This window comes from Actinoallomurus spadix, from assembly GCF_024055725.1.
GTDB classification, from domain to species: domain Bacteria; phylum Actinomycetota; class Actinomycetes; order Streptosporangiales; family Streptosporangiaceae; genus Actinoallomurus; species Actinoallomurus spadix.
Map to the genome: position 1 here is coordinate 124,972 of NZ_JAMXMX010000013.1, position 26,017 is coordinate 150,988.

The window sequence follows — 26,017 nt, forward strand, 5'->3', positions numbered from 1 at the left end:
TCAGGCGTCCCGCGCCCGGATGAGGACACGGCGAAGGTGCCGCCGGCGGTCGGTGAACCCGTTCCGTGAGTGCATCATGCGCCAGTTGTCCCAAACCAGCATCGCGTTGCGTTGGATCTTGATCGCGACGTGGTTGGCCTGAAAGAACTTCAGCCCCGCCGTGACGTAATGACGCGCGAGATCGCTCCCGTTCTCGGCCTGCAGGTCCAGAGTGCTGAACCGCATGACCAGCGTGCCCGAATGGTGGCTCAGGATCCGGTGCCGGGAGTGCTGGTCCACTCCTTCTCTCGCCAAGAGTGTGCGTGCCGAGCGCCAATTCTGTTCCTCGGTCAAGAGGCGATGGCGCTCTTCGGGAGTCAATTCGTCGAGGAAGGAATAGCCGTCCGCGAGGGTGGTCTCGCCGCCGGGGCCCTCGCCTTCGGTGACGCACCACAGGGCGACATAGCGCGGTGGCAGGTCCGGGAATTCGTACCATTCCGTGTGCGGGGGCAGGGCGGCGGTGCTGTAGGCGCCCGTGTCGGCGTCCGTATCGGGCCGAACGTCGCGGACGAGCTCGCCGCCGTACTGCGGCATCGGCGGCCCGAGTCGGCGTAACCAGGAAAGGTGGTCGAAGCCTTCGGGAATGGCGGCGACGTAGGAGAATCCGCGGCTTGACAAATCGGCCATGACCTGCCTGGCGTCGAGGTCTCCGTCTTCGCGCATTTTGTCAACCCCTTCGTCCGGCGCAGTATAACCCAGCGTCAGTGCCTCCAGCGTGGCCGGCCCGGCGGGCGCCGCGAACGGTCTAAGACCTGACCGGTGGGGTGAAGGTGAACTGATAGATGCCGCCGACGACTCCGAGGCACAGCGTTCTGCCGCTCGCGAACCAGCACACGTCGTTGGGTCGTCCATTCGTGCGCATCGCCGCGGCCGCACACCAGGTCCTCGCCTCCCAGATTCGCAGGGTGATGTCGGCGCCGGTGGTGGCGAGCCAGGCGCCGTCGGGGGAGAAGGCGCAGGCGGTGACCGTGTCGGTATGGCCGTCCAGGATGACGTGTTCGGTCCAGGTGGCGGTGTTCCAGACGCGGATGGTGTGGTCGGCGCCGGTGGTGGCGAGCCAGGCGCCGTCGGGGGAGAAGGCGCAGGCGGTGACCGTGTCGGTATGGCCGTCCAGGATGACGTGTTCGGTCCAGGTGGCGGTGTTCCAGACGCGGATCGTACGGTCCGCGCCGGTGGTGGCGAGCAGCCGCCCATCCGGGCTGACGGCGCAACCGGTCACGTCGCCGGTGTGACCCCTCAACCGGCGCTCTTCCGTCCACGTGGCGGTGGCCCACACGCGAATCTCGCGGTCGGCGCCGCACGTGGCGAACCATGACCCGTCGGGGGCGATGACGCAGTCCAGGATCGCCTCCGTGTGCCCCAGCAGCGTGGCGTACTCCGCGGGCGGGGCATCGGCACCCCATACGGCCACGAGGTGGTCGTTGCCGACCGCGATCAGCCACGTCGAGTCCGGTGCGATGGCGCAGCTGGTGACCGACCGGTTCTGCTTGTGCGCCGCACCCCGTCGATGTTCGGTGGACATGTCCCAGATCCGGACGTTGTGATCGGCACTGCCGGTGGCGAGCCACTCCCCGGAGGGAGCGAACGCGCAGACCATCACGGCGTCGGTATGGCCGCGCATCAGGGCCTCCTCACTCCAGCCGCTCGCGTTCCAGATGCGAACGGTGCGATCGAAGGAGACGGAGGCGAGCCGTCTGCCGTCCGGCGAGAAGGCGCAGCGCCCGATGATCTCGGTGTGGCCGGTCAGGGTGGCGTGCACCGTCCATGAGGCGGTGTCCCAGATCTTGACGGCGCGGTCGGCGCCGACGGTGGCGAGCCATTCGCCGGTCGGTGAGAAGTCGCATCCGGTGACGACGTCGGTGTGCCCGAGCAGGATCGCGTGCTCCTCCTCCGCGGCGATGTCCCAGACGCGGACGGTCTGATCGGTGCCGGTGGTGGCGAGCCACCTGCCGTCGGGAGAGAACGCGCAGTCCCTGATCATGTCGGCGTGCCCGCGGATGACGGTGCGTTCCTTCCACGTGCTCGTATCCCAGACGCGGATGCTGCTGTCCGCGCCGACGGTGGCGAGCGAGCCGCCGTCGGGGGAGAAGTCGCATCCGGTGACGACGTCGGTGTGCCCCCGCATCGTGGCGTGTTCGACCCAGAGGGTGGTGTCCCACACGCGGATGGCGTGGTCGGCGCCGACGGTGACGAGCCAGGCGCCGTCGGGGGAGAACGCGCAGATCGCCATCGGATCGTGCCGGTCGTCGAGGACGGCATGCGCGGTCCAGGTGGTGGTGTTCCAGATGCAGACGGTCGCGTCGGTGCCGGCGGTGGCGAGCAACGTGCCGTCCGGGGACACCGCGCAGCCGGTCACCGTGCCCTCGTGAACAGGGAACACCCGTACGAGCGCGGGGTCCACCGGAGGGATGGGCCAGCGGTTGGTGAGCCTGGCGACGTTCGAGGACAGTGTCGCCTCAAAGGCGTCCACCAGCTCGCGGAGCTCCGGGATCTCGTACAGCCGGCTGACGAGAAGGTCGGCATGTGAGTGCGGCGGATCGATGGGGCCCAGGAGATGGCTCTTGCGGGCCAGGGCGCGACGCAGGATGCCGATCGTCATGTCGTCGACCCGGACCAGATCGGACTCGTACGAGGCCAGGCCGAATATGCGGATCCGCTCCTCTCCCCACCGCAGGTCCGACACCAGCTCCTTCAGGGCCTCATGCCGTCCGGCCTCGGCGAGGTGGTAGGTCAGCTGGCGCCACAGGTAGATCTCGGTCGGCGGCAGCAGCCACCAGCGGTCGTCGTTTCCCGGGAGCAGCGTGCGGGCCGCGTCGAGGAACGCGGCGTTCACCGCGGTCATGCGCGTGCCCAGCTGGTGGCGGAGATGGTCGCGGATGACGTCGTGGAGCTGGAGGGAGGACGAGCCGCGACGGTAGGCCTTCACGAGGGACAGATCCGCCAGCTCCTCGCATAGCCGGCGGGTCTCCGTCAGCGTCAGCCCCCAGAGCAGGCTGAGCATGGAGAGCGGGATGTCGGTGTCCTCGGCGAAGATCCCCAGGCGGTAGTACCGGTCGCGGTCCACCTCGGACAGCGGCTGCAGGCTCAGCGACACCGTGAGTCCGACGGCGTGGTCGCGTCTCGACTGGAAGCGGAGGTCGAGGTAGGCCGGTCCCTCGACCGTGAGCTGGTCCGCGACCAGCCGTGCCGCCTCTTCGGCGGTGACGCCGTCCCTGATGTGCCGGTGGATGACCGCGTTGACCATGGCCATGAGCAGGGGCCAGTGCCCGGTGAGGTTCAGCAGTTCGGCCACCATCTTGGCCGGCAGGCTGGGCAGTTCCCGGCAGATGAGGGCGCGGGACTCGTCGCCTTCCATCTCGTCGACGTGGACGGCCTTGGCCGTGTCGGGGAGGACCGCGGGGGTTCGGGTCGTGACGAGTAATGTCGTTCTCGCGCCGAACAGGAATGGTTGCAGCTGGTCGGCCGACCAGACGTCGTCCAGCACCAGGAGGGTCGGCGGACGGTCGGAGAGAAGGCGGCCGAGGTGGCGTCCTGCCTGTTCCGCGCCGGCGAATTGCGGTCGTTCGCCGGTCAGCTGGGCGGCCAGGTCGTTCGCGATGGTGGCCAGATCCGAACCGCGGCGGTCGACGCCGATCGTGGCCCAGAGAAGCCCGCCGGGGTATCTGGCGCGCACCTCGTCGCGCGAACACACCTGGACGGTGAGGGTGGTCTTCCCGAAGCCGCCGGCGCCGTAGACCGCGGTCACCCCGATGACGGACGGCCCTTCGCCCGTCAGCAGGTCCGACAGTTCTCCGGCCAGTGCCGGTCTGTCGATGGGTTCTTCGATGCGCGGCAGCATCCACGGGGGGGACTTCTTTTTCTGCCCCGGCGTGGCGTCGTCTCCTCGCCGGTACTCGAGAGCGGTCCATACGAGGCCGGCGAGCACGATCGCCCCGAGGATCCACCAGCGCCACTGGCCGGGATTGAAATCTCCGGTCGCCATATTGATCAATGCGCTGACGATGATCCCGATTCCGATCACCGCGGCTGAGCGCACTGCAGGGCGTTTGGTCATACGCCGTATTATGCCGAGCCGATAGTGCGGATTGTCGGCTTAGGGAGCGTATATTAAGTTGTAACGTGATGGCGACCGCCTGTGGTGATCGATCAATCGGCCCCTTGGCTCTCGGAAGGGGCGACCAGGACGTTGGTGAAGAATCCGAAATCGACGTTTCCGCCGGAGAGTACGGCCACGGTACGGCCGGCCGGTAGACGATCTTTATTGAAGAGATAGGCCGCCACGGTGACGGCGCCGCTCGGCTCGACGATGAGATGAGCGGACCGCGCGAGGTGGGCGACCGCGTCGGTGATCTCCTCCTCGGAAACGGTCACGAGGTCGTCGAGGTGCGTCCGGAGATGGGCGAAGGTCAGGTCGGAGAGGTTCGTGCGCAGCCCGTCGGCGACGGTGCGGCCGGTTCTGGTCATCGGCCAGGTGCAGAGCCGCCCGCTGCGCAGGCTCTCCGCCGCGTCGGCGGCGAGTTCCGGCTCGACGCCGATCACCGAGGCCGACGGCCGGAGCGACTTGACCGCGGTGGCGACACCGGAGGCGAGTGCGCCGCCGCCGACCGGGACCAGGACCACGTCCACCTCGGGGAGGTCCTCGACGATCTCAAGGCCGACGGTGCCCTGTCCGCCGATGACGTCCGGGTGATCGAACGGCGGGATCAGCGCGAGTCCCTCCGTCTCGGCCAGCCGGGTGGCGACGTCCTTGCGTTCCGCGGGCGGGACCAGCACGATCTCCGCGCCGAGGGACCGGGTCGCCGTCACCTTGACCTGCCGGGCGTCCTCCGGCATGACCACCGTGCAGGGAACGCCGAGGGCACGGGCGGCGTAGGCGAGTGCTTGCGCGTGATTACCCGATGAGTACGTGATGACTCCCCGGTCGCGGAGACTCGGCGGGCACCGGCGGATCGCGTTGTACGCGCCGCGGATCTTGAAGGACCCGGTCGTCTGGAGATTCTCCGGCTTGAGCGAGAGAGAGCCGTGACCTGCCGCCCAGGGGCAGGGCAGTAACGGGGTGTGAACGACGAGGTCCGTTATCGAGGTGGCCGCGGTCCGGATGTCGTCGATCGAGACGAGTTCCACAAACCCCTCCGTCGGGTCGGTGCCCTGGTGCGGGCTGAGTCAGCTGAGTGCCATGGCGATCGCGTCCACCGCTATCCGCCGTCCTCCGGCGAGTCTGACGACGGCGGCCGTGCGCGCGGGCGGATCGATCGGGAACGCCTCGGCGTAGACCTTGTTGATGATCGGAAGGTCTGCCGTGTCGACATAAAGGATCGTCATCTTGACGACACGGCAAAGGTCCGAGTCGGCGGCCCGCAATGCGCGGGTCACGTTGGTGAATGCCTGCCGGCACTCCGCCTCGAACTCGCCGGGCGGCACTTGGTCGGTCACGGGGTCGACGCCGGCCTGGGCCGACACGAACACCAGGGGCCCCGCTTTGACGGCGGGGGAATAAGGCCCCAGTGCGGGAGGGAATTCGGGTCCGTCAAGGGCTTCTGGGGTCATGGTGCCTCTCCGCGTCCATCAAGTCGGACCTGGGAACCGTGCACACGCTAGCGCATTGAGTGGCGTCACCGACGCCCAATGGCAAGAGGGGATTGTTTCAGGGCGGTTTCTCGGATATGTGTGGTTGTGGCGGTCGGCGGCCCGGCTTTGATCATCTGATTTCATTACCGCGGCGCTGCGGCCCGTCTTGCGACAATGTACGTCCGTGCCCGCGGAGCGTCATCCACCGTCCACTGCGCAAATCTCTTTTCCGTGCGCCCGAAATCAGGATGATCGGCGGGACCTGTTCCACGGCGCACGCCAGGGCGTGGACGCGCCGATCCGGGGCACCTCGATCCGGACTTCCGCCGATCATCGAAGGCGTCCGGGCCCCGTGTACCCATCGCACCGGCCGTCGTCGCGGGACCGCGCCGGCGGCATCACCGTGCGCGCCCTCCGGAGAGGCCGCGGAGCCCGTTCGCGCCACGGGTTCCGGGTCGCCGCGGCGGCGGCCGTCCCCCGCTCCCGCCCGTGGGAGGACCGCCTCGGCGGCGCTGGGGTGTCGTAGGCCACTGCCCGGCCGGCGCACCACGGCCTGACCTGTGTCGATGCGCTTTCGCCTTGATAACGGACGCGTTGCGACACGCTGGTTCTGGTTCGTTCCGCTCCTGGCTCCGACTATGGTCCGAGAGATTCGTGCCAAGAAGCACATTTCGGGCGGGGTCTAATTGGAGGAGCTACCTTGCGCCGTGCAGTGAAGATGACCGCCGTCGCGGCGAGCGCGGTGCTTGCACTCAGCGCCGCGGGCTGTGGCGGCAAGAAGGCCAGCACCGGCGGCGGTGGCGGCGGCGACAGCAAGAAGATCGTCAAGGTCGGTCTCGCGTACGACGTGGGCGGCCGTGGCGACAAGTCGTTCAACGACGCCGCGTACGCCGGCCTGCAGAAGGTCCAGAGCGAGCTGAAGCTCGACATCAAGGACATTGAGGCCAAAGAGGGCGAGAGCGACAACGACAAGATCCAGCGGCTGCAGCTGCTGGCCCAGTCGGGCTACAACCCGGTGATCGCGGTCGGCTTCGCGTACGCCGGGGCGCTGGGCAAGGTCGCGCCGAAGTTCCCGACCACCAAGTTCGCCATCATCGACGACAACACGGTCCAGCAGCCGAACGTCGCGGACCTGCTCTTCGCCGAGAACGAAGGCTCCTACCTCGTCGGCGCCGCGGCGGCCAAGAAGTCCAAGACCGGCCACATCGGCTTCATCGGCGGCGTGGCGACCCCGCTGATCAAGAAGTTCGAGGTCGGCTATACCGCGGGCGCCAAGAAGGTCAACCCGAACATCAAGGTCGACGCCAAGTACATCTCCCAGCCGCCGGACTTCGGTGGCTTCAAGGACCCGGCCAAGGGCAAGACGATCGCCCAGGGCATGTACGACCAGGGCGCCGACGTGATCTACGCGGCGGCGGGCCTGTCCGGCACCGGCTCGCTGCAGGCGGCCGCCGGGGCCAAGAAGTGGTTCATCGGCGTCGACTCCGACCAGTACCAGACCGCGGCCGCGGACGAGAAGCCGTACGTCCTGACCTCGATGCTCAAGCGCATCGACACGGCGGTGTTCAACTTCGTCAAGGGTGTCGGCGAGAACCAGTTCCAGAAGGGCGACCAGCGGTTCACCCTCAAGAACGACGGTGTCGACTACTCCAAGTCGAACCCGACGGCGCTGGGCGACCTGCCGTCGACCATCGACGACCTGAAGCAGCAGATCGTCTCCGGAAAGATCACACCGCCCGAGAAGTGACGGCGGTAAGGGCTCGGGCCCGGGTGGACGGCTTCGGCCTCCCTCCCGGGCCCACTGGCGCGGGAGCAGGTCATGTCCACGACTGAGCCGGCGGTCGAGCTGCACGGCATCACCAAGCGCTTCCCCGGCGTCGTGGCCAACCACGACATCGACATCACGGTCGCGGCGGGCACCGTCCACGCGATCGTCGGGGAGAACGGCGCGGGCAAGTCGACCCTGATGAAGATCCTCTACGGCATGCAACGGCCGGACGAGGGCACGATCAAGGTCAATGGCGAGGTCGCCGACCTCCATTCGCCGTCCGACGCCATCGCGCGCGGCATCGGCATGGTGCATCAGCACTTCATGCTCGCCGACAACCTGACCGTCCTGGAGAACGTCGTCCTCGGCGCGGAGAGGCTCCACGGCATCGGCGGCGGCGCGCGGCGCCGCATCCGGGAGATCTCCGACCAGTACGGCCTCGGCGTCGAGCCGGACCGGCTGGTCGAGGACCTCGGCGTCGGCGCCCGCCAGCGCGTCGAGATCCTCAAGGTCCTCTACCGCGGAGCGCGGATCCTCATCCTCGACGAGCCCACCGCGGTGCTCGTACCGCAGGAGGTCGACGAGCTCTTCGCCAACCTCGAGGACCTCAAGCGCGAGGGCCTCACGGTCATCTTCATCTCGCACAAGCTCGACGAGGTCCTCAAGGTCGCCGACGCGATCACCGTGATCCGCCGGGGCACGACCGTGGCCTCCGCCGATCCCAAGGAGGTCTCCGCGCGGCAGCTCGCCGAGCTCATGGTCGGCAGCGAACTGCCGGTCCCGGAGCTGCGCGAGTCGACGGTCACCGACGTTCCCGTGCTGACCATGGAGAACGTCACCGTCCGCGACGCCACCGGCCGCGCCGTCGTGGACGGCGTGTCCCTCACCATCCACGAGGGCGAGATCCTCGGCATCGCCGGGGTCGAGGGCAACGGCCAGGCCGAGCTCGTCGAGGCGATCATGGGCATGCTGCCCGCCGAGTCCGGCGTGATCCGGCTCGGCGGCGAGGACCTGTCCGGCCGGTCGACGCGGCGCCGCCGGGAGATGGGCGTCGGGTTCATCCCCGAGGACCGGCACCGGCACGGCCTGCTGCTGGAGTCCCCGCTGTGGGAGAACCGCGTCCTCGGCCACCAGACCCGGTCTCCGAACGTCAAGGGCATCCTCATCGACCGCGCCGGCGCCCGCCGGGACACCGAGCGGATCGTCGAGGAGTACGACGTGCGGACCCCCGGCATCGACGTCAGCGCGGACTCCCTGTCCGGCGGCAACCAGCAGAAGCTGATCGTCGGCCGGGAGATGTCCGGTAACCCGAAGCTGCTGATCGCCGCGCACCCGACCCGCGGGGTCGACGTCGGCGCCCAGGCGGCGATCTGGGACCATCTGCGACGGGCGCGGGCCGAGGGGCTGGCGGTGCTGCTCATCTCCGCCGACCTCGACGAGCTGATCGGCATGTCGGACACCCTGAGGGTGATCCTGCGCGGCCGGCTCGTCGGGGAGGCCGACCCCGCGACCATCACTCCGGACGAACTCGGCTCCCTCATGACCGGCGCCGCAGAGGGGAGCGTGGCGTGATCGCCAACCTGCTCGCGAAGTCGTACGCGCGGACCGCCGTCGCGGCGCTCGTCGCGCTCGTCTTCGCGATCGTCGTGACCTCGATCGTGCTGTCGGTGAGCGGGTTCAACCCGCCGTCGACGTTCCAGGCGATGTTCGATTTCGGCAAGGAGCCCGACAGCGTCGTCAACACCGTGAACCGCGCGGCGGCGTACTACCTGTCCGCGCTCGCGGTCGCGATCGGGTTCCGGATGAACCTGTTCAACATCGGTGTCGACGGGCAGTACCGTCTCGCCGCCATGCTCGCCGCCGCGGCGGGCGGCGCGTGGGCGCTGCCGCCCGGGCTGCGCCAGGTCGTGATCATCCTCGTCGCGGTCGTCGTCGGCGGTGCCTGGGCGGGCATCGCGGCGATCCTCAAGGTGACGCGCGGCGTCAGCGAGGTCATCTCCACCATCATGCTGAACTTCATCGGCACCGGGGTGATCGCGTTCCTGCTCAGCCCGAACCGCCTCGCCGCGAAGGTCGCCGGCAGCAACAACATCGGCACCAAGCCCATCGGCTCCTCCGGCCGCGTGCCCGGGATCTCCTACCCGGGCAGCGACCTGAAGATCTACGGTCTGGTCCTGCTCGCGGTGCTGGCCGGCCTCGGATTCTGGTTCGTCATCAACCGGACGCGGTTCGGCTTCGACCTGCGGGCCACCGGCCTGTCGCAGAGCGCGGCGGTCGCGAGCGGCGTGGACGCCAAGCGCATGGTCGTCATCGCGATGGTCCTGTCCGGCGCGGTCGCCGGCCTCGTCGGCATGCCGCAGCTGCTCGGCGGGTCGTACTCCTACTCGCTGGACTTCCCGACCGGCATCGGCTTCACCGGTATCGGCATCGCGCTGCTCGGCCGGAACAACCCGGTCGGCATCGCCTTCGCGTCGCTGCTCTGGGCGTTCCTGGACCAGTCGTCGCAGATCCTCGAGTTCAACGACATCCCGAAGGAGATCGTCGCCATCACGCAGGCGGCGGTGCTGCTGTCGGTGGTCGTCGTGTACGAGATCGTCAACCGGGTGGGCCGGCGCATGGACCAGCGGCGCGTCGCCGCGGAACTCGGAGAGGCGGCGGCGTGAGGAACCTCGATCGTTCGGCGTACGGCTCGGAGCAGGCAGGCAGGGAGGGCGCATGATCGACCAGGAGGTCCGTACGCCGGCGCCCCGGACCGGGGGTGTCCGGGCGTTCCGCGGCCGACGGGCGCTGACCATCGGGCTGGGCGCCTTCGCCGCCCTCATCCTGCTGCGGCTCATCACCGGCGAGAGCGACATCACCTCGAGCGGGACCATGAGCGCGATGCTCGGGCTCGCCGTGCCCATCGGGATGGCCGCGATGGGCGGCCTGTGGTCCGAACGCTCCGGCGTCGTCAACATCGGCCTCGAGGGCATGATGGTGTTCGGCACGTGGGGTGCCGCCTTCGGGGCCTACTTCGGCCACAGCCCGTGGCTGGGGCTTCTCGCCGGGATCATCGCCGGGGCGCTCGGCGGCCTGCTGCACGCGGTCGCCACCGTCTCGTTCGGCGTCGACCACATCGTCTCGGGCGTCGCGATCAACATCCTGGCGCCGGGCGTCGCGCGCTACCTGTCGGACCTGTTCTTCACCCACGAGAGCGGCGGCGGCGCGACCCAGTCGCCGCAGCTTCCGCACTTCCCGACGTGGAGCGTCCCCGGCGTCGGCGGTCCGCTCGGCGACCTCGAGAAGCACCACTGGATCCTGATCTCCGACCTCGCCGGGCTGATCCGCGGGCTGCTGACGAACCTGTCCCCGGTCACCCTCACCGCCGCCGCCCTCATCCCGATCTCCTTCTACCTGCTGTGGCGTACGGCGTTCGGCCTGCGGCTGCGGTCCTGCGGGGAGAACCCCCTCGCCGCCGAGTCGCTGGGCGTGAAGGTCTACACGATGAAGTACGCCGCGGTGGTGATCTCGGGGGCGTTCGCCGGGGTCGGGGGTACGTTCCTGGCCATGGTGGCGTCCTCGAACTACCAGGAGGGCCAGGTCAACGGGCGCGGCTTCATCGGCCTCGCCGCGATGATCTTCGGTAACTGGCGTCCGGGCGGCGTCGCCGCGGGCGCTGGCCTGTTCGGGTACGCCGACGCGCTGCAGCTGCGCGGTGGCGCGAGCGCGGTCCACGCCATGTTGCTCCTGCTCGGCGCCGGCCTGCTGGCCCTCGCGGTCTGGCACGCGTACCGGCGCCGGATGGTCACGGCGGTGGTCTCGGCCGTCGTGGCGGTCGGGCTCCTCGCCTGGTTCTTCCTGACCGACGAGCTGCCCAAGGAGATCGTCACCTACAGTCCGCACATCACGACGCTGCTCGTGCTGGCGTTCGCGGCGCAGCGCCTGCGCATGCCGGCGGCCGACGGGCTGACCTACCGACGCGGAGGAGGACACTGATGGCCGACATCGACTGGGACGCGCTCCGGGAGGCCGCCCGCGCGGTGATGGCGAAGGCGTACGCCCCCTACTCCGGCTTCCCGGTGGGTGCCGCCGGGCTGACCGACGGCGGGCGGATCGTCGCCGGCTGCAACGTCGAGAACGCCTCGTACGGCGTCGGCCTGTGCGCCGAGTGCGGGCTGGTCTCGACGCTGCACGGTACGGGCGGCGGGCGGCTGGTCGCCGTCGCCGTCGTGGACCGGCACGGCGCCCCGCTGATGCCCTGCGGGCGCTGCCGTCAGCTGCTGTGGGAGCATGGCGGCCCTGACATGCTGCTGGAGACCGTCAGCGGCATCCGGCCGATGCGCGAGGTGCTGCCCGACGCCTTCGGCCCCGACGACCTGGAGAGCCGAGCGTGAGTTTCGACGCCGTCGACGTCATCCGTACGAAGCGGGACCGCAGGGAGCTGTCCGACGCGCAGATCGACTGGACGATCGGCGCCTACACCGAGGGCGTCATCGCCGAGGAGCAGATGTCCGCCCTCGCCATGGCGATCCTGCTCAACGGCATGACCCGGCGCGAGGTCGCCCGCTGGACCGACGCGATGCTCCGCTCCGGCGAGCGGATGGACTGGTCCGGGCTGAGCCGTCCCACGACGGACAAGCACTCCACCGGCGGGGTCGGCGACAAGATCACCCTGCCGCTGGCGCCGACCGTGGCCGCCTGCGGCGCGGCCGTGCCGCAGCTGTCCGGCCGCGGCCTCGGCCACACCGGCGGCACCCTCGACAAGCTGGAGTCGATCCCCGGCTGGCGCGCGTCGCTGTCCAACGAGGAGATGCTGGCCGTCCTGGACCGGACGGGCGCCGTGGTGTGCGCGGCCGGCTCCGGCCTCGCACCCGCCGACCGCAAGCTGTACGCCCTGCGTGACGTCACCGGCACCGTCGAGTCGATCCCGCTGATCGCCAGCTCGATCATGTCGAAGAAGATCGCGGAGGGCACCGGCGCGCTGGTGCTGGACGTCAAGGCCGGTTCCGGGGCGTTCATGAAGAGCGTGGTGCACGCCCGTGAACTGGCCCGCACGATGGTCGACATCGGCACCGACCACGGCGTGCGGACCGTCGCGCTGCTGACCGCGATGGACACCCCGCTCGGCCGTACGGTCGGCAACGCCCTGGAGGTCGACGAGTCGGTCGAGGTCCTGGCCGGCGGCGGCCCCGAGGACGTCGTCGAGCTGACCGTCGCCCTGGCCCGCGAGATGCTGGCCGCGGCGGGTCTGACGGACGCCAAGGACCCGGCCGACGCGCTCCGCGACGGCTCCGCCATGGACGTCTGGCGGACCATGATCTCCGCGCAGGGGGGCGACCCGGACGCCCCGCTCCCGGTCGCCAAGGAGACCCACGAGGTCCTCGCGGCGGAGTCCGGCGTGCTGTCCCGCCTCGACGCCTACGGCGTCGGCGTCGCGGCCTGGCGTCTCGGCGCCGGCCGGGCGCGCAAGGAGGACCCGGTGGCCCACGCCGCGGGCATCGTCCTGCACGCCAAGCCTGGCGACCTCGTCCGCGCGGGACAGCCGCTGATGACGTTGCACGCCGACGACCCGGAGCGGTTCGAGCGCGCGCTGGCCGCCCTGGACGGCGCGGTGGAGATCGGCGAGCGGGAGGACGCCCGCCGCCCCCTCATCCTGGAGCGGATCGCCTGATCAGGCGTTGCCGGAGGACGCGGCGGCGGCGATGAGGACCACGACGATGATCACGACCGCGATGGCGATGATCGCGGTGCCGATCGCGCCGAGGACCACGCCCGCCGTCGCCTGACCGTCGCCGCCGAGGTACCCGCCGCTCTCGCGGATCCGCCGCTTGGCCGACAGGCCCATGAACAGGGCGATCGGTGCCAGCAGCCCGCACAGCACGAGCCCGAGGATGCCGAGGACCATCGAGGTCGTCGCTCCGCTGTCGTCCTGCGCGGGCGGCGGTGCCGGGTACTGGTACATGAACCGCACCCTAGAGGACCGCGGCCGGTAGCGGTACGGCCGAGCGGCCAGATCCGGCATCCCCCGCGCCGGCGGCCCGGCGCCGCAGTACGGGGCGGCGTCTCTGATCGAAAACCCGGAATCCGGCTCGCCGGCAGAGCGAATACGAGCGGCATCCGGTAGGCGCGGGGGCCGGGCGGCGATGTGAATCGCGGACGGCCGGTAATGTGCGTGACGTGACCAACCGTCCTGTGCTCGACGACATCCGGCGGGCCCCCAAGGTGCTCCTCCACGATCACCTCGACGGCGGGCTGCGGCCGGAGACCATCGTGGATCTCGCCCGCCAGACCGGCTACGACGCGCTGCCCACCACCGACCCGGTGCGGCTGCGCACCTGGTTCGCCGAGGCGTCCGACTCCGGATCGCTGGAGCGCTACCTGGAGACGTTCGACCACACGGTCGGCGTCATGCAGACCGCCGAGGCGCTCACCCGCGTCGCGTACGAGTGCGCCGAGGACCTGGCCAAGGACGGCGTCGTCTACGCGGAGGTCCGCTACGCGCCCGAACAGCACACCCGCAAGGGCCTGACCCTGAACGAGGTCGTCGAGGCGGTGCTGCGGGGATTCGCGGAGGGCGGCCGCGACCACGGCATCCGGGTCGGCACGCTGCTCACCGCGATGCGCCACCAGGCCCGCAGCATGGAGATCGCCGAGCTGGCCGTCCGCTACCGCGACGAGGGCGTCGTCGGCTTCGACATCGCCGGCGCCGAGGCCGGCTACCCGCCCACCCGGCACCTCGACGCGTTCGAGTACCTCCAGCGGGAGAACGCCCACTTCACCATCCACGCGGGCGAGGCGTTCGGCCTGCCGTCGATCTGGCAGGCGATCCAGTGGTGCGGCGCCGACCGGCTCGGCCACGGCGTGCGCATCATCGACGACATCGCCGAGCGCGAGGGCGAGAGCCCCCGGCTCGGGCGCCTCGCCGCGTACGTACGGGACAAGCGCACTCCGCTGGAGATGTGCCCCAGCTCCAACGTCCAGACCGGCGCCGCCAAGTCCATCGCCGAGCACCCCATCGGCCTGCTCCGCCGCCTGTACTTCCGGGTCACCGTCAACACCGACAACCGGCTGATGAGCGGCACGACGCTGTCGGAGGAGTTCGCCAAGCTCGTCGAGGCGTTCGGCTACGACTGGGACGACCTGCAGTGGTTCACGGTCAACGCCATGAAGTCCGCGTTCCTCGGCTTCGACGAGCGCCTCGAGCTGATCAACGGCGTCATCAAACCGGGGTTCGCGCAGCTGAAGTGGCGATCGCACCCGTGACCGCCGCCGTGTTCCCCAAGACCCCGCCCGGCGCGAAGGTGTTCCGGTCGAGCGCCGCCCGCTTCTTCGGCTGGGCCTGGATGGTCTTCGCCGCGGCCAACCTCGCCGACATCATCTGGCGTGGCCACGACGCCGCCTCGGTGGTCGCCGCGACGGTCATGCTGCTCGGCTGCGGCGTCGCGTACGTCGGGGCGCTCCGGCCCCGGATCGTCGCCGACGAGGAGGGTGTCCGGCTGCACAACCTGCTCCGTGACGTCGAGGTTCCCTGGCGCGGCGTGGAGCGCCTGGAGGGCGGCGACGCCGTGTACGTCCACGCGGGCGGCCGCCGGTTCCGCGCCTTCGTGCTGCAGATCTCCCCGCGCAACCGGGCGCGGTTCGAGGCGAAGGCCCGCCGCCAGGAGCGGAAGCTGCCCGACCACGTCGCCGACCACGTCCAGGGACGCACCCACACCGACTACGCGGTCGAACAGCTTCGGGAGATGGCCGGGCAGCGTTCCCGGGGCGCGAAGGACGGCGCGACCGAGCCCACCGTGACCTGGGCCTGGCCCGCCGTCGTCGCGGTGGCCGCCCCGGCCGCCGCCTTCGTGATCGCTCTTCTCATCGCGCTGCTCTGACACGGTCACGCGAGCGGCTCAGCGGGTCACCGCCTCCACCGCGGGAACCCGGATCGTGCGCAGGGCGGCGCCGACACCCGTTCCGAGGGTGAGGACCGCCGCGGCGGCGACGACCGCCAGGTAGGTGCCCGCGCCGATGTCCGGCAGCGCGTGTCCCGTCCGGGCGATGCTGTAGGGCACGATCGTGAAGAGCCCGGCGACCGCCCCGGAGACGACCCCGAGCAGCGTCAGGATGACGCCTTCCACGATCACCGTCCGCAGGACCTGACCCGGTGTCACCCCGACGAGCCGTTGCCGGGCGGACTCGCTCTGGCGGTACGTCATCGCCGCGACCAGGGTGTTGATCAGCATGATCGCCGAGAACACCACCAGCATTCCGATGACCGTGAAGTTCAACGTCTCGATGGTCTTCTCGTCGGCCGTCGCGACCGCCCCGGACGCGGCGGTGGCCGCGTTCTCGATCGACTGCATGTACAGGGTGCCGGTGGCGATGCCGGTGAACAGGATGATCGGCATCAGCGTTCCCGCGAGACGGCCGGCGCGCCGCCGCACGTACTGCACCGTCAGGTAGGCGGGGACGCCGCCCATCCGTTCCAGCGGGCGGGCGAGGGCGGCCGTCACCCGGCCGATCAGGACCGGGCCCGCCAGCGCCAGGCCGATGGAGACCCAGATGGAGGTCTGCCCGGCCGTCTGCATCGCGTCGGAGCCCTTGCCGCGCATCGCGGTCGCGGTCGTGACGGCCAGGCTCGCGCCCAGCACGAGGAAGAACACCGCGGCGGCCTTCCGCTTGCGGCTCATCCGGGCGTCACCCGTGGCGGCGTTCCGGAGCGACTCGGCCGCGCGGGTCCGCACGGTGCCCCGTACGGCGATGACCGCCGCGGTGATCGCGGCCGTGAACGTCACGCCCAGCCCGATCCCCAGCGCGTACGGCCCGAAGGCGAAGTGAATGCCGCCGTCGACCCGCTTGCTCGAGACCAGCAGCGACAGCAGACCCCGGCCGGCCAGGGCCGCCGGCAGGATCGCCGCCAGCCCGGCGGCCAGCGCCACGACGGCGGTCTCAACGACGATCATCCGGCCGATCTGCATCGGCGTGGCGCCCACCTGCTTCAGCAACGCCATCTCGTCACCGCGCTGCCGCACCACCAGGGTCAGCGTGGACGTGACCGAGAACACCACCATGATGAGTCCCCAGCCGCCGACGACCGTGGCCATGGTGACGAGCGAGGTCCTGCTGGTGGAGGGCACTCCGTCACCCATGGCGGTGTCCAGCAGCGAGGCGAAGGCCATCACCATCGCCGCCCCGAACACCATCGAGACGAACGTCGCCAGGAACCCACCGGCACGATGCCGCAACGAGCGAAGAGCCAACCCGAACATGATCAGACCTCCGTCTCGTCGCGCCGCGCGGTCCGGTCGCCCAGGTGGGTCATCCGCTCCGCCACGGCCTCGGCCGTCGGCCGGTCGAGTTCTCCGGCGAGGCGGCCGTCGGCCAGGAACACGACCGAGTCCGCGTACGAGGCGGCGACCGGGTCGTGGGTCACCATCACCACGGTCTGGCCGTGCTCGTGCACCGCCCGCATGAGGAGGCCGAGCACCTCCCGCGCGCTGCGCGTGTCGAGCGCGCCGGTCGGCTCGTCCGCGAAGATCACCGAGGGATTCGTCACGAGGGCCCGCGCGATGGCGACCCGCTGCTGCTGGCCACCGGACAACTCCGCCGGCAGGTGCCGCAGCCGGTCGCCGAGCCCCATTCTCGTCAGGACGTCACGGGCGTACCGGCGGTCCGCCTTCCGGCCGGCCAGCCGCAGCGGAAGCGTCGCGTTCTGCAGCACGTCGAGGGTGGGGAGCAGGTTGAACTGCTGGAAGATGAACCCGATCCGGCGCCTGCGGAACTTCGTCAACTCGGTCTCGGAGCCGCCGCTCATCTCGGCGCCGTCGACGAACACCTTCCCACCCGTCGGCCGGTCGAGCCCCGCCGCGCACTGCAGCAGCGTGCTCTTACCGGAACCGGACGGCCCCATGACCGCCGTGAACGTCCCCTTCCGCAGGCTGAGTGAGACACCGTCCAGCGCGGTGACCTGTGTCCCGTCCGTACCGTAGACCTTCCGTACCGAGACGAGCCGCAGCGCCTCGGAGCCGCTCGTGGGGAGCGTGACCTGTCCGTTCATGATTTCGCCCTTCCATGGCGCCGTTGCGCGCCCTACGAGGACGAAACTAGGGAAGGCCGGAGGACTTCTCGATGGGCCTGACACACCGGCGGTGGTGTACCTGGCACCACCTAGGGTCCCGACGGCCGGCCGCCGGGATCGAGTCGAGCGCCCAGACGGCGAGTGCGCACAGCGCGAAGGCCGCGCCGAGGACGGTGGGGCCGATCCAGCCGGTTCCGCCGAACAGGGCCGTGGTCGCGGCCGCTCCCAGGGCGGAACCGAGGGAGTAGAAGACCATGTAGGCGCCGATGGTGGTGCTGGTGCGGTCTGGGTAGGCGCTGGTGAGGGTGTGCTGGTTGCTCACGTGCACGGCCTGCACGGCGAAGTCGAGCAGGATCACACCGAGGATCAGCAACGGCAGCGACCATGGGAGCTGTCCGATCGCGGCCCAGGAGGCGAGCAGGAGTGCGAGCGCGATGCCGGTGACCCGGCGCGCGTGCCCGGCATCGCCCCAGCGTCCGGATCGGGCGGCGCCGAGAGCCCCGGCGAGCCCGGCGACGCCGAAGAGCCCGATCTGTGCTTCGCTGAGGTGCCATGGAGCACCGGCCAGCGGCAGGGCCATGCCGCTCCACAGGGTGCCGAACGAGGCGAACAGGAAGAACGCGATCAGCCCGCGGCCGAGGAACATCGGCTGGACGAACAGCCCGCCGAAGGACCGGAGGACCTGCCCGTAGCGTGCCGTGTCCGGGCGGACCTCCGCGGGCAGCAGGGTGAGGGCGAGCGGTGCGAGGACGGCGGCGAGGACCGCCAGGGTCAGGTAGACGCTCCGCCATCCCCACAGGCCGGCGAGGATCCCCGCGATGACACGTGCGCCGAGGATGCCGATCACGACGCCCGAGGTCACGACGCCGAGGTTGCGCCCGCGCTCGGCGGACGGGGAGACCGATGCCGTGTACGCGACGGTGGTCTGCACCACGACCGCGAACACGCCCGCGGCGGCCAGTCCGGAGAAGGCCACCCAGGCGACCGGGGCGGCCGCGGTGATCGCCATGCCCGCGGCCACCAGGGCGAGATGCGCGGCGATCAGACGCCTGCGGTCGAGCACGTCGCCCAACGGCACCAGCAGCACCAGCCCCGCCAGGTAGCCGAGCTGACCGGTGGCCACGAACCAGCCGAGTGAGTCGGCCGGGACACCCAGGTCGCGCCCCATCGGGCCCAGCACCGGCTGCCCGGCGTAGACGCTCGCCACCGCCACCCCGCACACGGCCGCCGGCAGCAGCCTCGTTCTCCAGTGCACGGACACACCTCCCTTTGGTTGCAATTTGCAACTCTTGGGAGGCTAGGCGAGAATGGTTCCAGAACGCAACTCTTTGGAGGGGTGATGGACGCCGGCGGACAGCGCCCCGCGTGGACCGATCCGAGCTGCCCGGTCGCCCGCACGGTCGATCTGGTCGGCGACCGGTGGAGCCTGCTCATCGTCCGCGACGCGATGGACGGCGCCCGGTCGTTCACCGACTTCCAGCAACGCACCGGCATCGCCCGCAACATCCTCACGGACCGGCTTCGCAGGCTCGCCGCCCACGGCCTGCTCACCCAGGTCGACGCCCCGTCGGGCAGACGCAGGCTGTACGCGCTCACCGAGGCGGGCAAAGACCTCTTCCCGGTGATCGTCACGCTGCGGCAGTGGGGCGAACGTCATGCCTTCGAGGCGGGCGAGACGCACTCGGTCCTGGTCGACGGCGATGGCGCCCGCGTGCCCGACCTCCTGCCCGTGGCGGCGAACGGATCGCCGCTGACGAGCGACACGACCTCGGTGCGCCGGCACACCTGATCCCCGGCGCGCCGCTCCCCGACCCCGCCGAAGGCCCACCGCCCTGTAACGCGAACGACCCCGGACTTAAGAAGAGTCCGGGGTCGTGCCGATGTCCTGAGACATCATCGAGAGCGGACGACGGGATTCGAACCCGCGACCCTCACCTTGGCAAGGTGATGCTCTACCAACTGAGCCACGTCCGCGTGACTCCACAAGAATACCGGATCTCGGGGCTAGACGAGACCGGCGTCGTGGGCGAGCAGGGCGACCTGGACCCGGTTGTTGAGCTCGAGCTTGGCGAGCAGCCGGGACACGTGGGCCTTCACCGTGGCGACGCTCATGTACAGCTCGGAGCCGATCTCGGCGTTCGACTTGCCCTGGCCGATGGCGATGACGACCTCGCGCTCACGGTCGCTGAGGCGCGCGAGGCGTTCCTGCGCCGGATTCGGGCGGGTGTGGGCCACATGGGCGATCAGGCGGCGGGTGACGCTGGGGGACAGGATCGGCTCGCCCGCGGCGACGCGCCGGATCGCGTCGATGATGTCGCCGGGCGGGGTGTCCTTGAGGAGGAACCCGGCGGCCCCGGCCCGCAGGGCCCGCAGCACGTGCTCGTCGGCGTCGAACGTGGTCAGGATGATGACCTCGGGGGGTCCCTGCCGGGCGCGGAGGGCCTCGGTCGCGGCGAGGCCGTCCATGCGGGGCATCCGGATGTCCATGAGGACGACGTCCGGCGCGTGCTCGGCGACGAGCGGGGCGACCTCGGCGCCGTCGCCCGCCTCCGCGACGATCCGCAGGTCGTCGGCTCCGGCCAGCATCATCGACAGGCCCGCACGGACCAATGCGTCATCGTCGACGATCAGCACGCGAATGGTCACGTGGGACACACTAACGGCGCGCACCGGCCGGCGGCGGGTTCCGCTCGATCACGGCCGCACGCCGGCTGCCCCGGCCGGGGTGGTCTCGCCGGGCCAGGGCAGCCACGCGCGGACGCGGAACTCCCCGTCCGGAGTCGGGCCGTGTTCGAGGCGCCCGCCGGACAGCAGGGCGCGCTCGGCGAGCCCGATCAGCCCGGTGCCCGAGCCGGGGATGCCCGACGCGGTGGCGACGAGCGGGTTGCGCACCTCGATGGTGAGGTCGGTGCCCGCCGTTCCGCCGACGACGACGGTCACGGTGGCGTCGGGGGCGTGCTTGCGGGCGTTCGTCAGGGCCTCCTGCACGGTGCGGTAGGCGCTGCGCCCGAGCGCGGTGGGGATGGCGTCGCCGTCGTGCAGCCGGTTCTCGTAGACCACGGTCATCCCCGCCCGCCGCGACTCGTCGATGAGCGTGGGCAGGTCACCGAGGTTCGGCTGGGGGCGTTCGGGCGTCTCCTCGGCCGTGTCCTCGCGGAGCACGCCGATCACCTCGCGCAGGTCCTGAAGCGCCTGGTGCGCGCTGGCCCGGATCACGCCCGCCGCCTTGGCGATCTCGGTGGGGGGAGCGTCGGGGCGGAACTCCAGCGCTCCCGCGTGCACGCTGAGCAGGGAGATGCGGTGGGCGAGCACGTCGTGCATCTCCCGGGCGATGCGGGCGCGTTCCTGGTGCCGGGCCTGCGTGACGCGGAGCTGCTGCTCGGCCTCCGCCCGCAGCGCCCGCTCCCGGAGGGACAGGATGAGCTGCCGCCGGGCACGGACGAACAGCCCCCACGCCACGACCGCCGCGACGACCACGGCGCCCCACAGGAGCCCCGCCCAGTACGCCTGCGTGGGATCGGGGAAGACGGCGGTGTAGAGGGCGTTGACGACGAGGTGCACCAGGGCGACCAGTGCCACCGTACGGAAGGGCCGGTGCACGGCCACCGTGAACAGCGCGATGCAGGCCGCTCCCGCGACGCTCACGGACAGGACGCTCACCGTGCCCAGGGCGATCCCGAGCTCCACGGGACGGCGCCGGCGCCACCACAGCGCGAGGCAGCCGAGCGCGCCGATCAGAACGTCGGGCAGTCGCGGCGGATGATGGGGGGCCGGCGAGCCTTGGGACGTCACGAACAGCATGAGGCCGCCGAAGGACATCGCCAGGATGAAGCAGGCGATGTCGACCGCCCAGTCGCGGGCCGACCGGGGGACCCGGTCCGTCGGGTCGGGGGCCGCGAGCAGGGCGGGGAGGAGGGACGGGTGGTCGGGTCGGGAGACCGCCATACCGCTCATGACCGTCAACGGTAGATCCTCGCGCGACGAGGCGACATCGGCCGAAAGTCGACGCCGCCGTGACCTCGGTCGCACCTCATCGGTCGCCGCCGTGACCTCGCTCGTACGTCACCGGTCACCGCCGCCGTGACCTCGCTCGTACGTCACCGGTCACCGCCGCCGTGACCTCGCTCGTACGTCACCGGTCACCGCCGCCGTGGCCTCGGTCGTACCTCACCGGGCGAGACGCTCAGAGGCCGAGGACTCCGGCGAGATCGTTGCGGAGGACCGTCAGCGCGGTGTCGGCCCTCATCCGGGCGCCGGCGACCGAACCGGTGACCGGCTCGACGACCTCGAGGTAGCACTTGAGCTTGGGTTCGGTCCCCGACGGGCGGACGACGACGCGGCCGCCCTCCGACAGGCGGAAGCGCAGGCCGTTCGTCGGCGGGAGACCGCCGAGCCCGGCGGACAGGTCGTCCACGCCCGTGACCGTGCGGCCGCCGAGCCGGTCCGGCGGCGTCGCGCGCAGCCGGTCCATCGCGTCCGTGATCAGCGACAGGTCGGCCACCCGTACGGACAGCTGCGCGGTGGCGTGCAGGCCGTACCGGCGCGCCTGGTCGTCGAGGAGGTCCAGGAGGGTACGGCCCTCGGCCTTGGCCTCGGCGGCCAGCGCGGCGACGGCCAGCGCCGCGCCGATGCCGTCCTTGTCGCGTACGGGGACGCCGTCGTCACCGCCGACGCAGTAGCCGAGGGCCTCCTCGTAGCCGTACACGAGCCGGTCGCGGTCGGTGCCCGCCTTCATGATCCACTTGAAGCCGGTCAGCGACTCGGCGTACCGGACGCCGTGCGCCGCCGCGATCTTCCCGAGCAGCGAGGACGACACGATGGTGGTGACGACGAGCCGGTCGGGCCCGCTCGTGTGCCGCAGGACGTGCTCGGCGAGCAGTGCGCCGACCTCGTCGCCGGTCAGCATCCGCCCGCCCACGGCCACGGCGCAGCGGTCGGCGTCCGGGTCGTTGGCGATCACCAGGTCGTGGTCCTTGCCCAGGTCGAGGGCCAGGTCCATCGCGCCGGGCTCCTCCGGGTTGGGGAACGCGACGGTCGGGAAGTCCGGGTCGGGCCGGGACTGCTCGGCGACGACGTCCGGCACCGCGAACCCGCTCCACGCGAACGCGCGGGCCAGCACCTCCCCGCCGACCCCGTGCAGCGGCGTGTAGGCGGCCGAGACGCCCCGCGCGGTGCCGAGCGGCAACCGCGACAGCGCGTGCAGGTAGGCGTCCACGATGCCGTCGTCGAGGAGGTTCCAGTCCGTACCGCGCGGCAGTTCGTCGATCCGCCCGACGGCGTCGATCGCCTGGGAGATCTCCGCGTCCAGCGGCGGGATGATCTGCGCGCCGTCGCCCCAGTAGACCTTGTAGCCGTTGTCCCGCGGCGGGTTGTGGCTCGCGGTGACCATGACGCCGGCGTCGGCGCCGAGGAAGCGGACGGCGTACGCGAGGACGGGTGTCGGCAGTGGCCGCGGCATCAGGTGGACGGTGACGCCGGCTCCGGCGAGCACGGCGGCGGAGTCCTCGGCGAACACGTCGGACTTGTGCCGGGCGTCGTACCCGATCACGACGGAGGCGCCGTTGCCGGGCCGCTCGAACCGCTCGGCCGCGTCCTCGGAGGTCAGCACGGTGGCGAGGCCGGCGGCGGCCCGCATGACCGTCACGCGGTTCATGCGGTTCGGGCCGGCCCCGAGCTCGCCGCGCAGGCCGGCCGTGCCGAACTCCAGTTTCGCCCCGAACCGCTCGGCCAGCGCCGCCTCGTCGCCCAGCAGGGCCCGCAGCTCCTCGCGGGTCTCGGGGTCGGGGTCCTGGGCCAGCCACTCCTCGGCCTGCGGCCGGTATACGTCGCTCACGTGTCCGTCCCTTCCCGGCTCAGAGGGCCCGCAGGGCCTTGCCGAGCAGCGCGCCCATCCGCTCGGCGGCGGCCCGTCCGGCGGCCAGCACCTCCTGGTGGTCCAGTGGCTCGCCGGTCAGGCCGGCGGCGATGTTCGTCACCAGGGAGATGCCCAGGACGTCCGCGCCGCCCTCACGGGCCGCGATCGTCTCCAGGACGGTGGACATGCCGACCAGGTCCGCGCCCATCATGCGCAGCATCCGGATCTCCGCCGGCGTCTCGTACGACGGGCCGGGCAGCGCGGCGTAGACGCCCTCGGCGAGGCTCGGGTCGATGTCCTTGACGAGGGACCGCAGGGCGGGGGAGTACGCCTCGGTCATGTCGACGAACGTCGGGCCGGAGATCGGGTTGTGGCCGGTGAGGTTGAGGTGGTCGCTGATCAGTACGGGGTCGCCGACCTTCTGCCACTCCGGGCGGGTGCCGCCCGCGGCGTTGGTGAGCACGATCGTCCGGACCCCGGCCGCCAGCGCGGTGCGGATGCCGTGCACGACCGGCCGCACGCCCCGCCCCTCGTACAGGTGGGTGCGGCCGAGGAAGATCAGGGCCCGCCGGTTCCCGACCTCGACGACGCGGACGGTGCCCGCGTGGCCCGGCACCCCCGGCTCGGCGAATCCGGGCAGCTCCGTCACGGGGATCTCGTCCGCGGCCGCGCCGAGCGCGTTCGCCGCCGGCACCCAGCCGGACCCCATCACGAGGGCGACGTCGAAGGAGTCGGCGGTCAGGCGTCGCTTCAGCGCGTCGGCCGCCGATCGGGCCAGTTCGTAGGCGTCATTGCTCACAAGCGGACAGACTACCCACGGCGTACGCGCTGATCAGTCGCCGAGTGACTTGCACGGGCGGGTGCGCAGATCCTTGACGTAGTCGTCCGGCGCCCCGGCCTTCTCGGCCGCGTCGGCGAGGATGCCGAGGTACCGCGCCGACGGCAGGCCGCCCTCGTAGGCGTCGAGGACGTAGAGCCAGGCGAGGACGTCGCCGTCGAGGGTGGCGATCCGCACCCGGATCTTGCGGTAGACGCCGAGGGCCGCCCCCTCCCACTCGTCCAGCGCCTGCTCGTCGAGCTCGGGAACGTCGTAGAGCACGACGAAGACGTGCTCGTCGGCGTCCTCGACCACGGTGGCGAGGGCGCCTTCGAAGCCGACGTTCTCACCGCCGAAGGTCAGCCGCCAGCCCTTGAGCCAGCCGGTCGTGCGCAGGGGTGAGTGCGGAGCGCGCTCCGCCATCTGCGCGGGATCCATGTTGGAGGCGTACGCCGCGTACAAGGCCACGGTCGCCCAGCGTACGGCCTTAGTGGGCGCGGCGGCGTGTCAACCCCGGGAGTGCGGGAGAATGACCGATATGACACGCGTAGCCATCCTCGGAGGCGGCCCCGGCGGCTACGAATCCGCCCTGGTCGCGGCACAACTGGGCGCGGACGTCACGCTCGTGGAGCGCGACGGGCCCGGCGGGGCCTGTGTTCTCACCGATTGCGTGCCCTCCAAGACGCTCATCGCGACCTCGACGCGCATGGCGGTGCTGTCGGAGTCGGTGTCCCTCGGCGTGCGGTTCTCCGGCGGTTCGGACGGCGAGGTCGGCGGGCCGGAGGTCGACCTGCCGCTGGTGAACAAGCGGGTGAAGGAGCTGGCCTGGGCCCAGTCCGCCGACATCGAGAGCCGGGTCGCGGACGAGGGCGTGCGCATCATCCGTGGTGCGGGCCGGCTCGTCGACCCGCAGATCGTGGCCGTCGGCGACGAGCGGATCCACGCCGACGTCGTCCTGATCGCCACCGGCGCGACCCCGCGGGTCCTGCCCGGCGCCGAGCCCGACGGCGAGCGCATCCTGAACTGGCGCCAGCTCTACGACCTGCCGGAGCTGCCCGAGGACCTCATCGTCGTCGGCTCGGGCGTCACCGGCGCCGAGTTCGCCGGCGCGTACCTCGCGCTCGGCTCCCGCGTCACGCTCGTCTCCTCCCGCGACCACGTCCTGCCCAACGAGGACGAGGACGCCGCGCGCGTCCTGGAAGAGGTCTTCCAGCGCCGCGGCATGAACCTCCTCGCCCGCTCCCGCGCCGCCGGGGTCAAGCGCACCGCCGACGGCGTCGAGGTGACGCTCACCGACGGCCGTACGGTCACCGGCTCGCACTGCCTCATGACGGTCGGCATGGAGCCCAACACCCGTGGCATGGGTCTGGAGGAGGCCGGCGTACGCCTGGACGAGCGCGGATTCGTGCAGGTCGACAAGGTGTCCCGGACGTCCGCGCCGCACGTGTACGCCGCCGGGGACTGCACCGGCATCCTGATGCTCGCCTCGGTCGCCGCCATGCAGGGCCGGATCGCGATGTGGCACGCCCTCGGCGAGGCCGTGCAGCCGCTCAAGCTCGGCTGGGTCGCGGCGAACATCTTCACCGACCCGGAGGTCGCCACGGTCGGGGTGTCCCAGGCGCAGATCGACTCGGGCGAGGTCCCGGCCCGGATCGTGAAGCTGCCCCTCTCGACCAACCCGCGCGCGAAGATGCAGGGCTTCCTGGACGGCTTCGTGAAGATCTTCTGCCGGCCGGCCACCGGCATCGTGCTCGGCGGCGTGATCGTCGCGCCCCGGGCGAGCGAGCTGATCCTGGGCCTGTCGATCGCGGTGCAGCAGCACCTGACCGTCGACCAGGTCGCCCACACCTTCGCGGTGTACCCGTCCGTGTCCGGCAGCATCACCGAGGCCGCCCGCCGCCTCATGCAGGAGTCGGCCTACTGACGGAG

General features: G+C 71.0%; 23 protein-coding genes and 1 tRNA gene. 10 read left to right on the plus strand and 14 right to left on the minus strand.

Going from position 1 to position 26,017, the window contains the following annotated elements; all coding sequences use genetic code 11:
• The 4 genes from NE235_RS20900 to NE235_RS20915 form a co-directional block, all read right to left on the minus strand.
• Positions 1-702, minus strand: coding sequence for a TauD/TfdA family dioxygenase (locus NE235_RS20900; protein ID WP_252805502.1), 702 nt, complete (start codon positions 700-702; stop codon positions 1-3).
• 82 nt (positions 703-784) lie between these two features.
• Positions 785-4,093 (minus strand): NB-ARC domain-containing protein, encoded by a 3,309-nt coding sequence (locus NE235_RS20905; RefSeq protein WP_252805504.1) that lies wholly within the window; start codon positions 4,091-4,093, stop codon positions 785-787.
• Between the two features lie 92 nt (positions 4,094-4,185).
• Entirely contained in the window at positions 4,186-5,163 is a 978-nt protein-coding gene (locus NE235_RS20910; RefSeq protein ID WP_252805506.1) for a threonine ammonia-lyase, read from the minus strand.
• A gap of 39 nt (positions 5,164-5,202) precedes the next feature.
• On the minus strand, positions 5,203-5,586 hold the full coding sequence (locus tag NE235_RS20915) for a RidA family protein (protein WP_252805508.1): 384 nt from the start codon (positions 5,584-5,586) through the stop codon (positions 5,203-5,205).
• A gap of 721 nt (positions 5,587-6,307) precedes the next feature.
• Here NE235_RS20915 and NE235_RS20920 point away from each other — a divergent pair.
• The 6 genes from NE235_RS20920 to NE235_RS20945 all read left to right on the plus strand — a co-directional run bounded on the left by NE235_RS20920 (position 6,308) and on the right by NE235_RS20945 (position 13,025).
• Positions 6,308-7,354, plus strand: coding sequence for a BMP family lipoprotein (locus NE235_RS20920; protein WP_252805510.1), 1,047 nt, complete (start codon positions 6,308-6,310; stop codon positions 7,352-7,354).
• Positions 7,355-7,426: 72 nt separating this feature from the next.
• Positions 7,427-8,947 (plus strand): ABC transporter ATP-binding protein, encoded by a 1,521-nt coding sequence (locus NE235_RS20925; protein WP_252805513.1) that lies wholly within the window; start codon positions 7,427-7,429, stop codon positions 8,945-8,947.
• Positions 8,944-10,038 (plus strand): ABC transporter permease, encoded by a 1,095-nt coding sequence (locus NE235_RS20930; RefSeq protein WP_252805515.1) that lies wholly within the window; start codon positions 8,944-8,946, stop codon positions 10,036-10,038. The genes NE235_RS20925 and NE235_RS20930 overlap by 4 nt, the downstream gene beginning before the upstream one ends.
• A gap of 52 nt (positions 10,039-10,090) precedes the next feature.
• Complete coding sequence (locus tag NE235_RS20935; protein WP_252805517.1) at positions 10,091-11,350, plus strand: ABC transporter permease; 1,260 nt, start codon at positions 10,091-10,093, stop codon at positions 11,348-11,350.
• Positions 11,350-11,748: a cytidine deaminase gene (locus tag NE235_RS20940; protein WP_252805519.1), complete on the plus strand. Its 399-nt coding sequence runs from the start codon at positions 11,350-11,352 to the stop codon at positions 11,746-11,748. The genes NE235_RS20935 and NE235_RS20940 overlap by 1 nt, the downstream gene beginning before the upstream one ends.
• The gene (locus NE235_RS20945; protein WP_252805521.1) at positions 11,745-13,025 is read left to right on the plus strand and encodes a thymidine phosphorylase; all 1,281 of its coding nucleotides are present in this window, start codon (positions 11,745-11,747) and stop codon (positions 13,023-13,025) included. The genes NE235_RS20940 and NE235_RS20945 overlap by 4 nt, the downstream gene beginning before the upstream one ends.
• Here the strand turns inward: NE235_RS20945 and NE235_RS20950 are convergent, their stop codons facing one another.
• Positions 13,026-13,316, minus strand: coding sequence for a DUF4190 domain-containing protein (locus NE235_RS20950; RefSeq protein ID WP_252805524.1), 291 nt, complete (start codon positions 13,314-13,316; stop codon positions 13,026-13,028). It abuts the gene before it with no gap.
• Between the two features lie 215 nt (positions 13,317-13,531).
• On the opposite strand from NE235_RS20950, the gene NE235_RS20955 reads away from it, so the two are divergent.
• Together NE235_RS20955 and NE235_RS20960 are read left to right on the plus strand one after the other, a co-directional pair.
• On the plus strand, positions 13,532-14,617 hold the full coding sequence (locus tag NE235_RS20955; RefSeq protein WP_252805526.1) for an adenosine deaminase: 1,086 nt from the start codon (positions 13,532-13,534) through the stop codon (positions 14,615-14,617).
• A complete protein-coding gene (locus NE235_RS20960; protein WP_252805528.1) occupies positions 14,599-15,231 on the plus strand; it encodes a PH domain-containing protein in 633 nt (210 codons plus the stop codon). Before NE235_RS20955 ends, NE235_RS20960 begins: the two co-directional genes overlap by 19 nt.
• An 18-nt stretch (positions 15,232-15,249) precedes the next feature.
• Here the strand turns inward: NE235_RS20960 and NE235_RS20965 are convergent, their stop codons facing one another.
• From NE235_RS20965 to NE235_RS20975, 3 genes are read right to left on the minus strand one after another with little or no spacing between them, the layout of a single operon-like run.
• Positions 15,250-16,608 carry an FtsX-like permease family protein gene (locus NE235_RS20965; protein ID WP_252805530.1) on the minus strand — a complete coding sequence of 453 codons (1,359 nt, stop codon included), beginning with the start codon at positions 16,606-16,608 and terminating at the stop codon, positions 15,250-15,252.
• Between the two features lie 2 nt (positions 16,609-16,610).
• Positions 16,611-17,396 carry an ABC transporter ATP-binding protein gene (locus NE235_RS20970; RefSeq protein ID WP_252805532.1) on the minus strand — a complete coding sequence of 262 codons (786 nt, stop codon included), beginning with the start codon at positions 17,394-17,396 and terminating at the stop codon, positions 16,611-16,613.
• A 46-nt stretch (positions 17,397-17,442) separates the two neighbouring features.
• Positions 17,443-18,672, minus strand: coding sequence for an MFS transporter (locus tag NE235_RS20975; RefSeq protein ID WP_252805534.1), 1,230 nt, complete (start codon positions 18,670-18,672; stop codon positions 17,443-17,445).
• An 84-nt stretch (positions 18,673-18,756) separates the two neighbouring features.
• Here NE235_RS20975 and NE235_RS20980 point away from each other — a divergent pair, with 84 nt between their 5' ends.
• On the plus strand, positions 18,757-19,206 hold the full coding sequence (locus NE235_RS20980) for a winged helix-turn-helix transcriptional regulator (protein WP_252805536.1): 450 nt from the start codon (positions 18,757-18,759) through the stop codon (positions 19,204-19,206).
• A gap of 112 nt (positions 19,207-19,318) precedes the next feature.
• Here NE235_RS20980 and NE235_RS20985 read toward each other — a convergent pair.
• From NE235_RS20985 to NE235_RS21010, 6 genes are all read right to left on the minus strand, one after another.
• Positions 19,319-19,391, minus strand: a tRNA-Gly gene (locus tag NE235_RS20985).
• 30 nt (positions 19,392-19,421) lie between these two features.
• Positions 19,422-20,063 (minus strand): response regulator transcription factor, encoded by a 642-nt coding sequence (locus NE235_RS20990; RefSeq protein ID WP_308206122.1) that lies wholly within the window; start codon positions 20,061-20,063, stop codon positions 19,422-19,424.
• A 48-nt stretch (positions 20,064-20,111) separates the two neighbouring features.
• Positions 20,112-21,371: a sensor histidine kinase gene (locus NE235_RS20995; protein ID WP_252805538.1), complete on the minus strand. Its 1,260-nt coding sequence runs from the start codon at positions 21,369-21,371 to the stop codon at positions 20,112-20,114.
• A 229-nt stretch (positions 21,372-21,600) separates the two neighbouring features.
• Complete coding sequence (locus NE235_RS21000) at positions 21,601-23,250, minus strand: phospho-sugar mutase (protein ID WP_252805540.1); 1,650 nt, start codon at positions 23,248-23,250, stop codon at positions 21,601-21,603.
• A gap of 19 nt (positions 23,251-23,269) precedes the next feature.
• Complete coding sequence (locus NE235_RS21005) at positions 23,270-24,070, minus strand: purine-nucleoside phosphorylase (protein ID WP_252805542.1); 801 nt, start codon at positions 24,068-24,070, stop codon at positions 23,270-23,272.
• A gap of 33 nt (positions 24,071-24,103) precedes the next feature.
• On the minus strand, positions 24,104-24,556 hold the full coding sequence (locus NE235_RS21010) for a gamma-glutamylcyclotransferase (protein ID WP_252805544.1): 453 nt from the start codon (positions 24,554-24,556) through the stop codon (positions 24,104-24,106).
• Positions 24,557-24,626: 70 nt separating this feature from the next.
• On the opposite strand from NE235_RS21010, the gene NE235_RS21015 reads away from it, so the two are divergent.
• The gene (locus tag NE235_RS21015; protein ID WP_252805546.1) at positions 24,627-26,012 is read left to right on the plus strand and encodes an NAD(P)H-quinone dehydrogenase; all 1,386 of its coding nucleotides are present in this window, start codon (positions 24,627-24,629) and stop codon (positions 26,010-26,012) included.
• The last annotated feature ends 5 nt before the right edge of the window (positions 26,013-26,017 follow it).

Coding starts and splice junctions, on each gene's coding strand:
- NE235_RS20900 (WP_252805502.1), bottom strand. CDS start 702: ATGCGCGAAGACGGAGACCTCGACGCCAGGCAGGTCATGGCCGATTTG.
- NE235_RS20905 (WP_252805504.1), bottom strand. CDS start 4,093: ATGACCAAACGCCCTGCAGTGCGCTCAGCCGCGGTGATCGGAATCGGG.
- NE235_RS20915 (WP_252805508.1), bottom strand. CDS start 5,586: ATGACCCCAGAAGCCCTTGACGGACCCGAATTCCCTCCCGCACTGGGG.
- NE235_RS20925 (WP_252805513.1), top strand. CDS start 7,427: ATGTCCACGACTGAGCCGGCGGTCGAGCTGCACGGCATCACCAAGCGC.
- NE235_RS20935 (WP_252805517.1), top strand. CDS start 10,091: ATGATCGACCAGGAGGTCCGTACGCCGGCGCCCCGGACCGGGGGTGTC.
- NE235_RS20940 (WP_252805519.1), top strand. CDS start 11,350: ATGGCCGACATCGACTGGGACGCGCTCCGGGAGGCCGCCCGCGCGGTG.
- NE235_RS20950 (WP_252805524.1), bottom strand. CDS start 13,316: ATGTACCAGTACCCGGCACCGCCGCCCGCGCAGGACGACAGCGGAGCG.
- NE235_RS20965 (WP_252805530.1), bottom strand. CDS start 16,608: ATGTTCGGGTTGGCTCTTCGCTCGTTGCGGCATCGTGCCGGTGGGTTC.
- NE235_RS20970 (WP_252805532.1), bottom strand. CDS start 17,396: ATGAACGGACAGGTCACGCTCCCCACGAGCGGCTCCGAGGCGCTGCGG.
- NE235_RS20980 (WP_252805536.1), top strand. CDS start 18,757: ATGGACGCCGGCGGACAGCGCCCCGCGTGGACCGATCCGAGCTGCCCG.
- NE235_RS20995 (WP_252805538.1), bottom strand. CDS start 21,371: ATGAGCGGTATGGCGGTCTCCCGACCCGACCACCCGTCCCTCCTCCCC.
- NE235_RS21015 (WP_252805546.1), top strand. CDS start 24,627: ATGACACGCGTAGCCATCCTCGGAGGCGGCCCCGGCGGCTACGAATCC.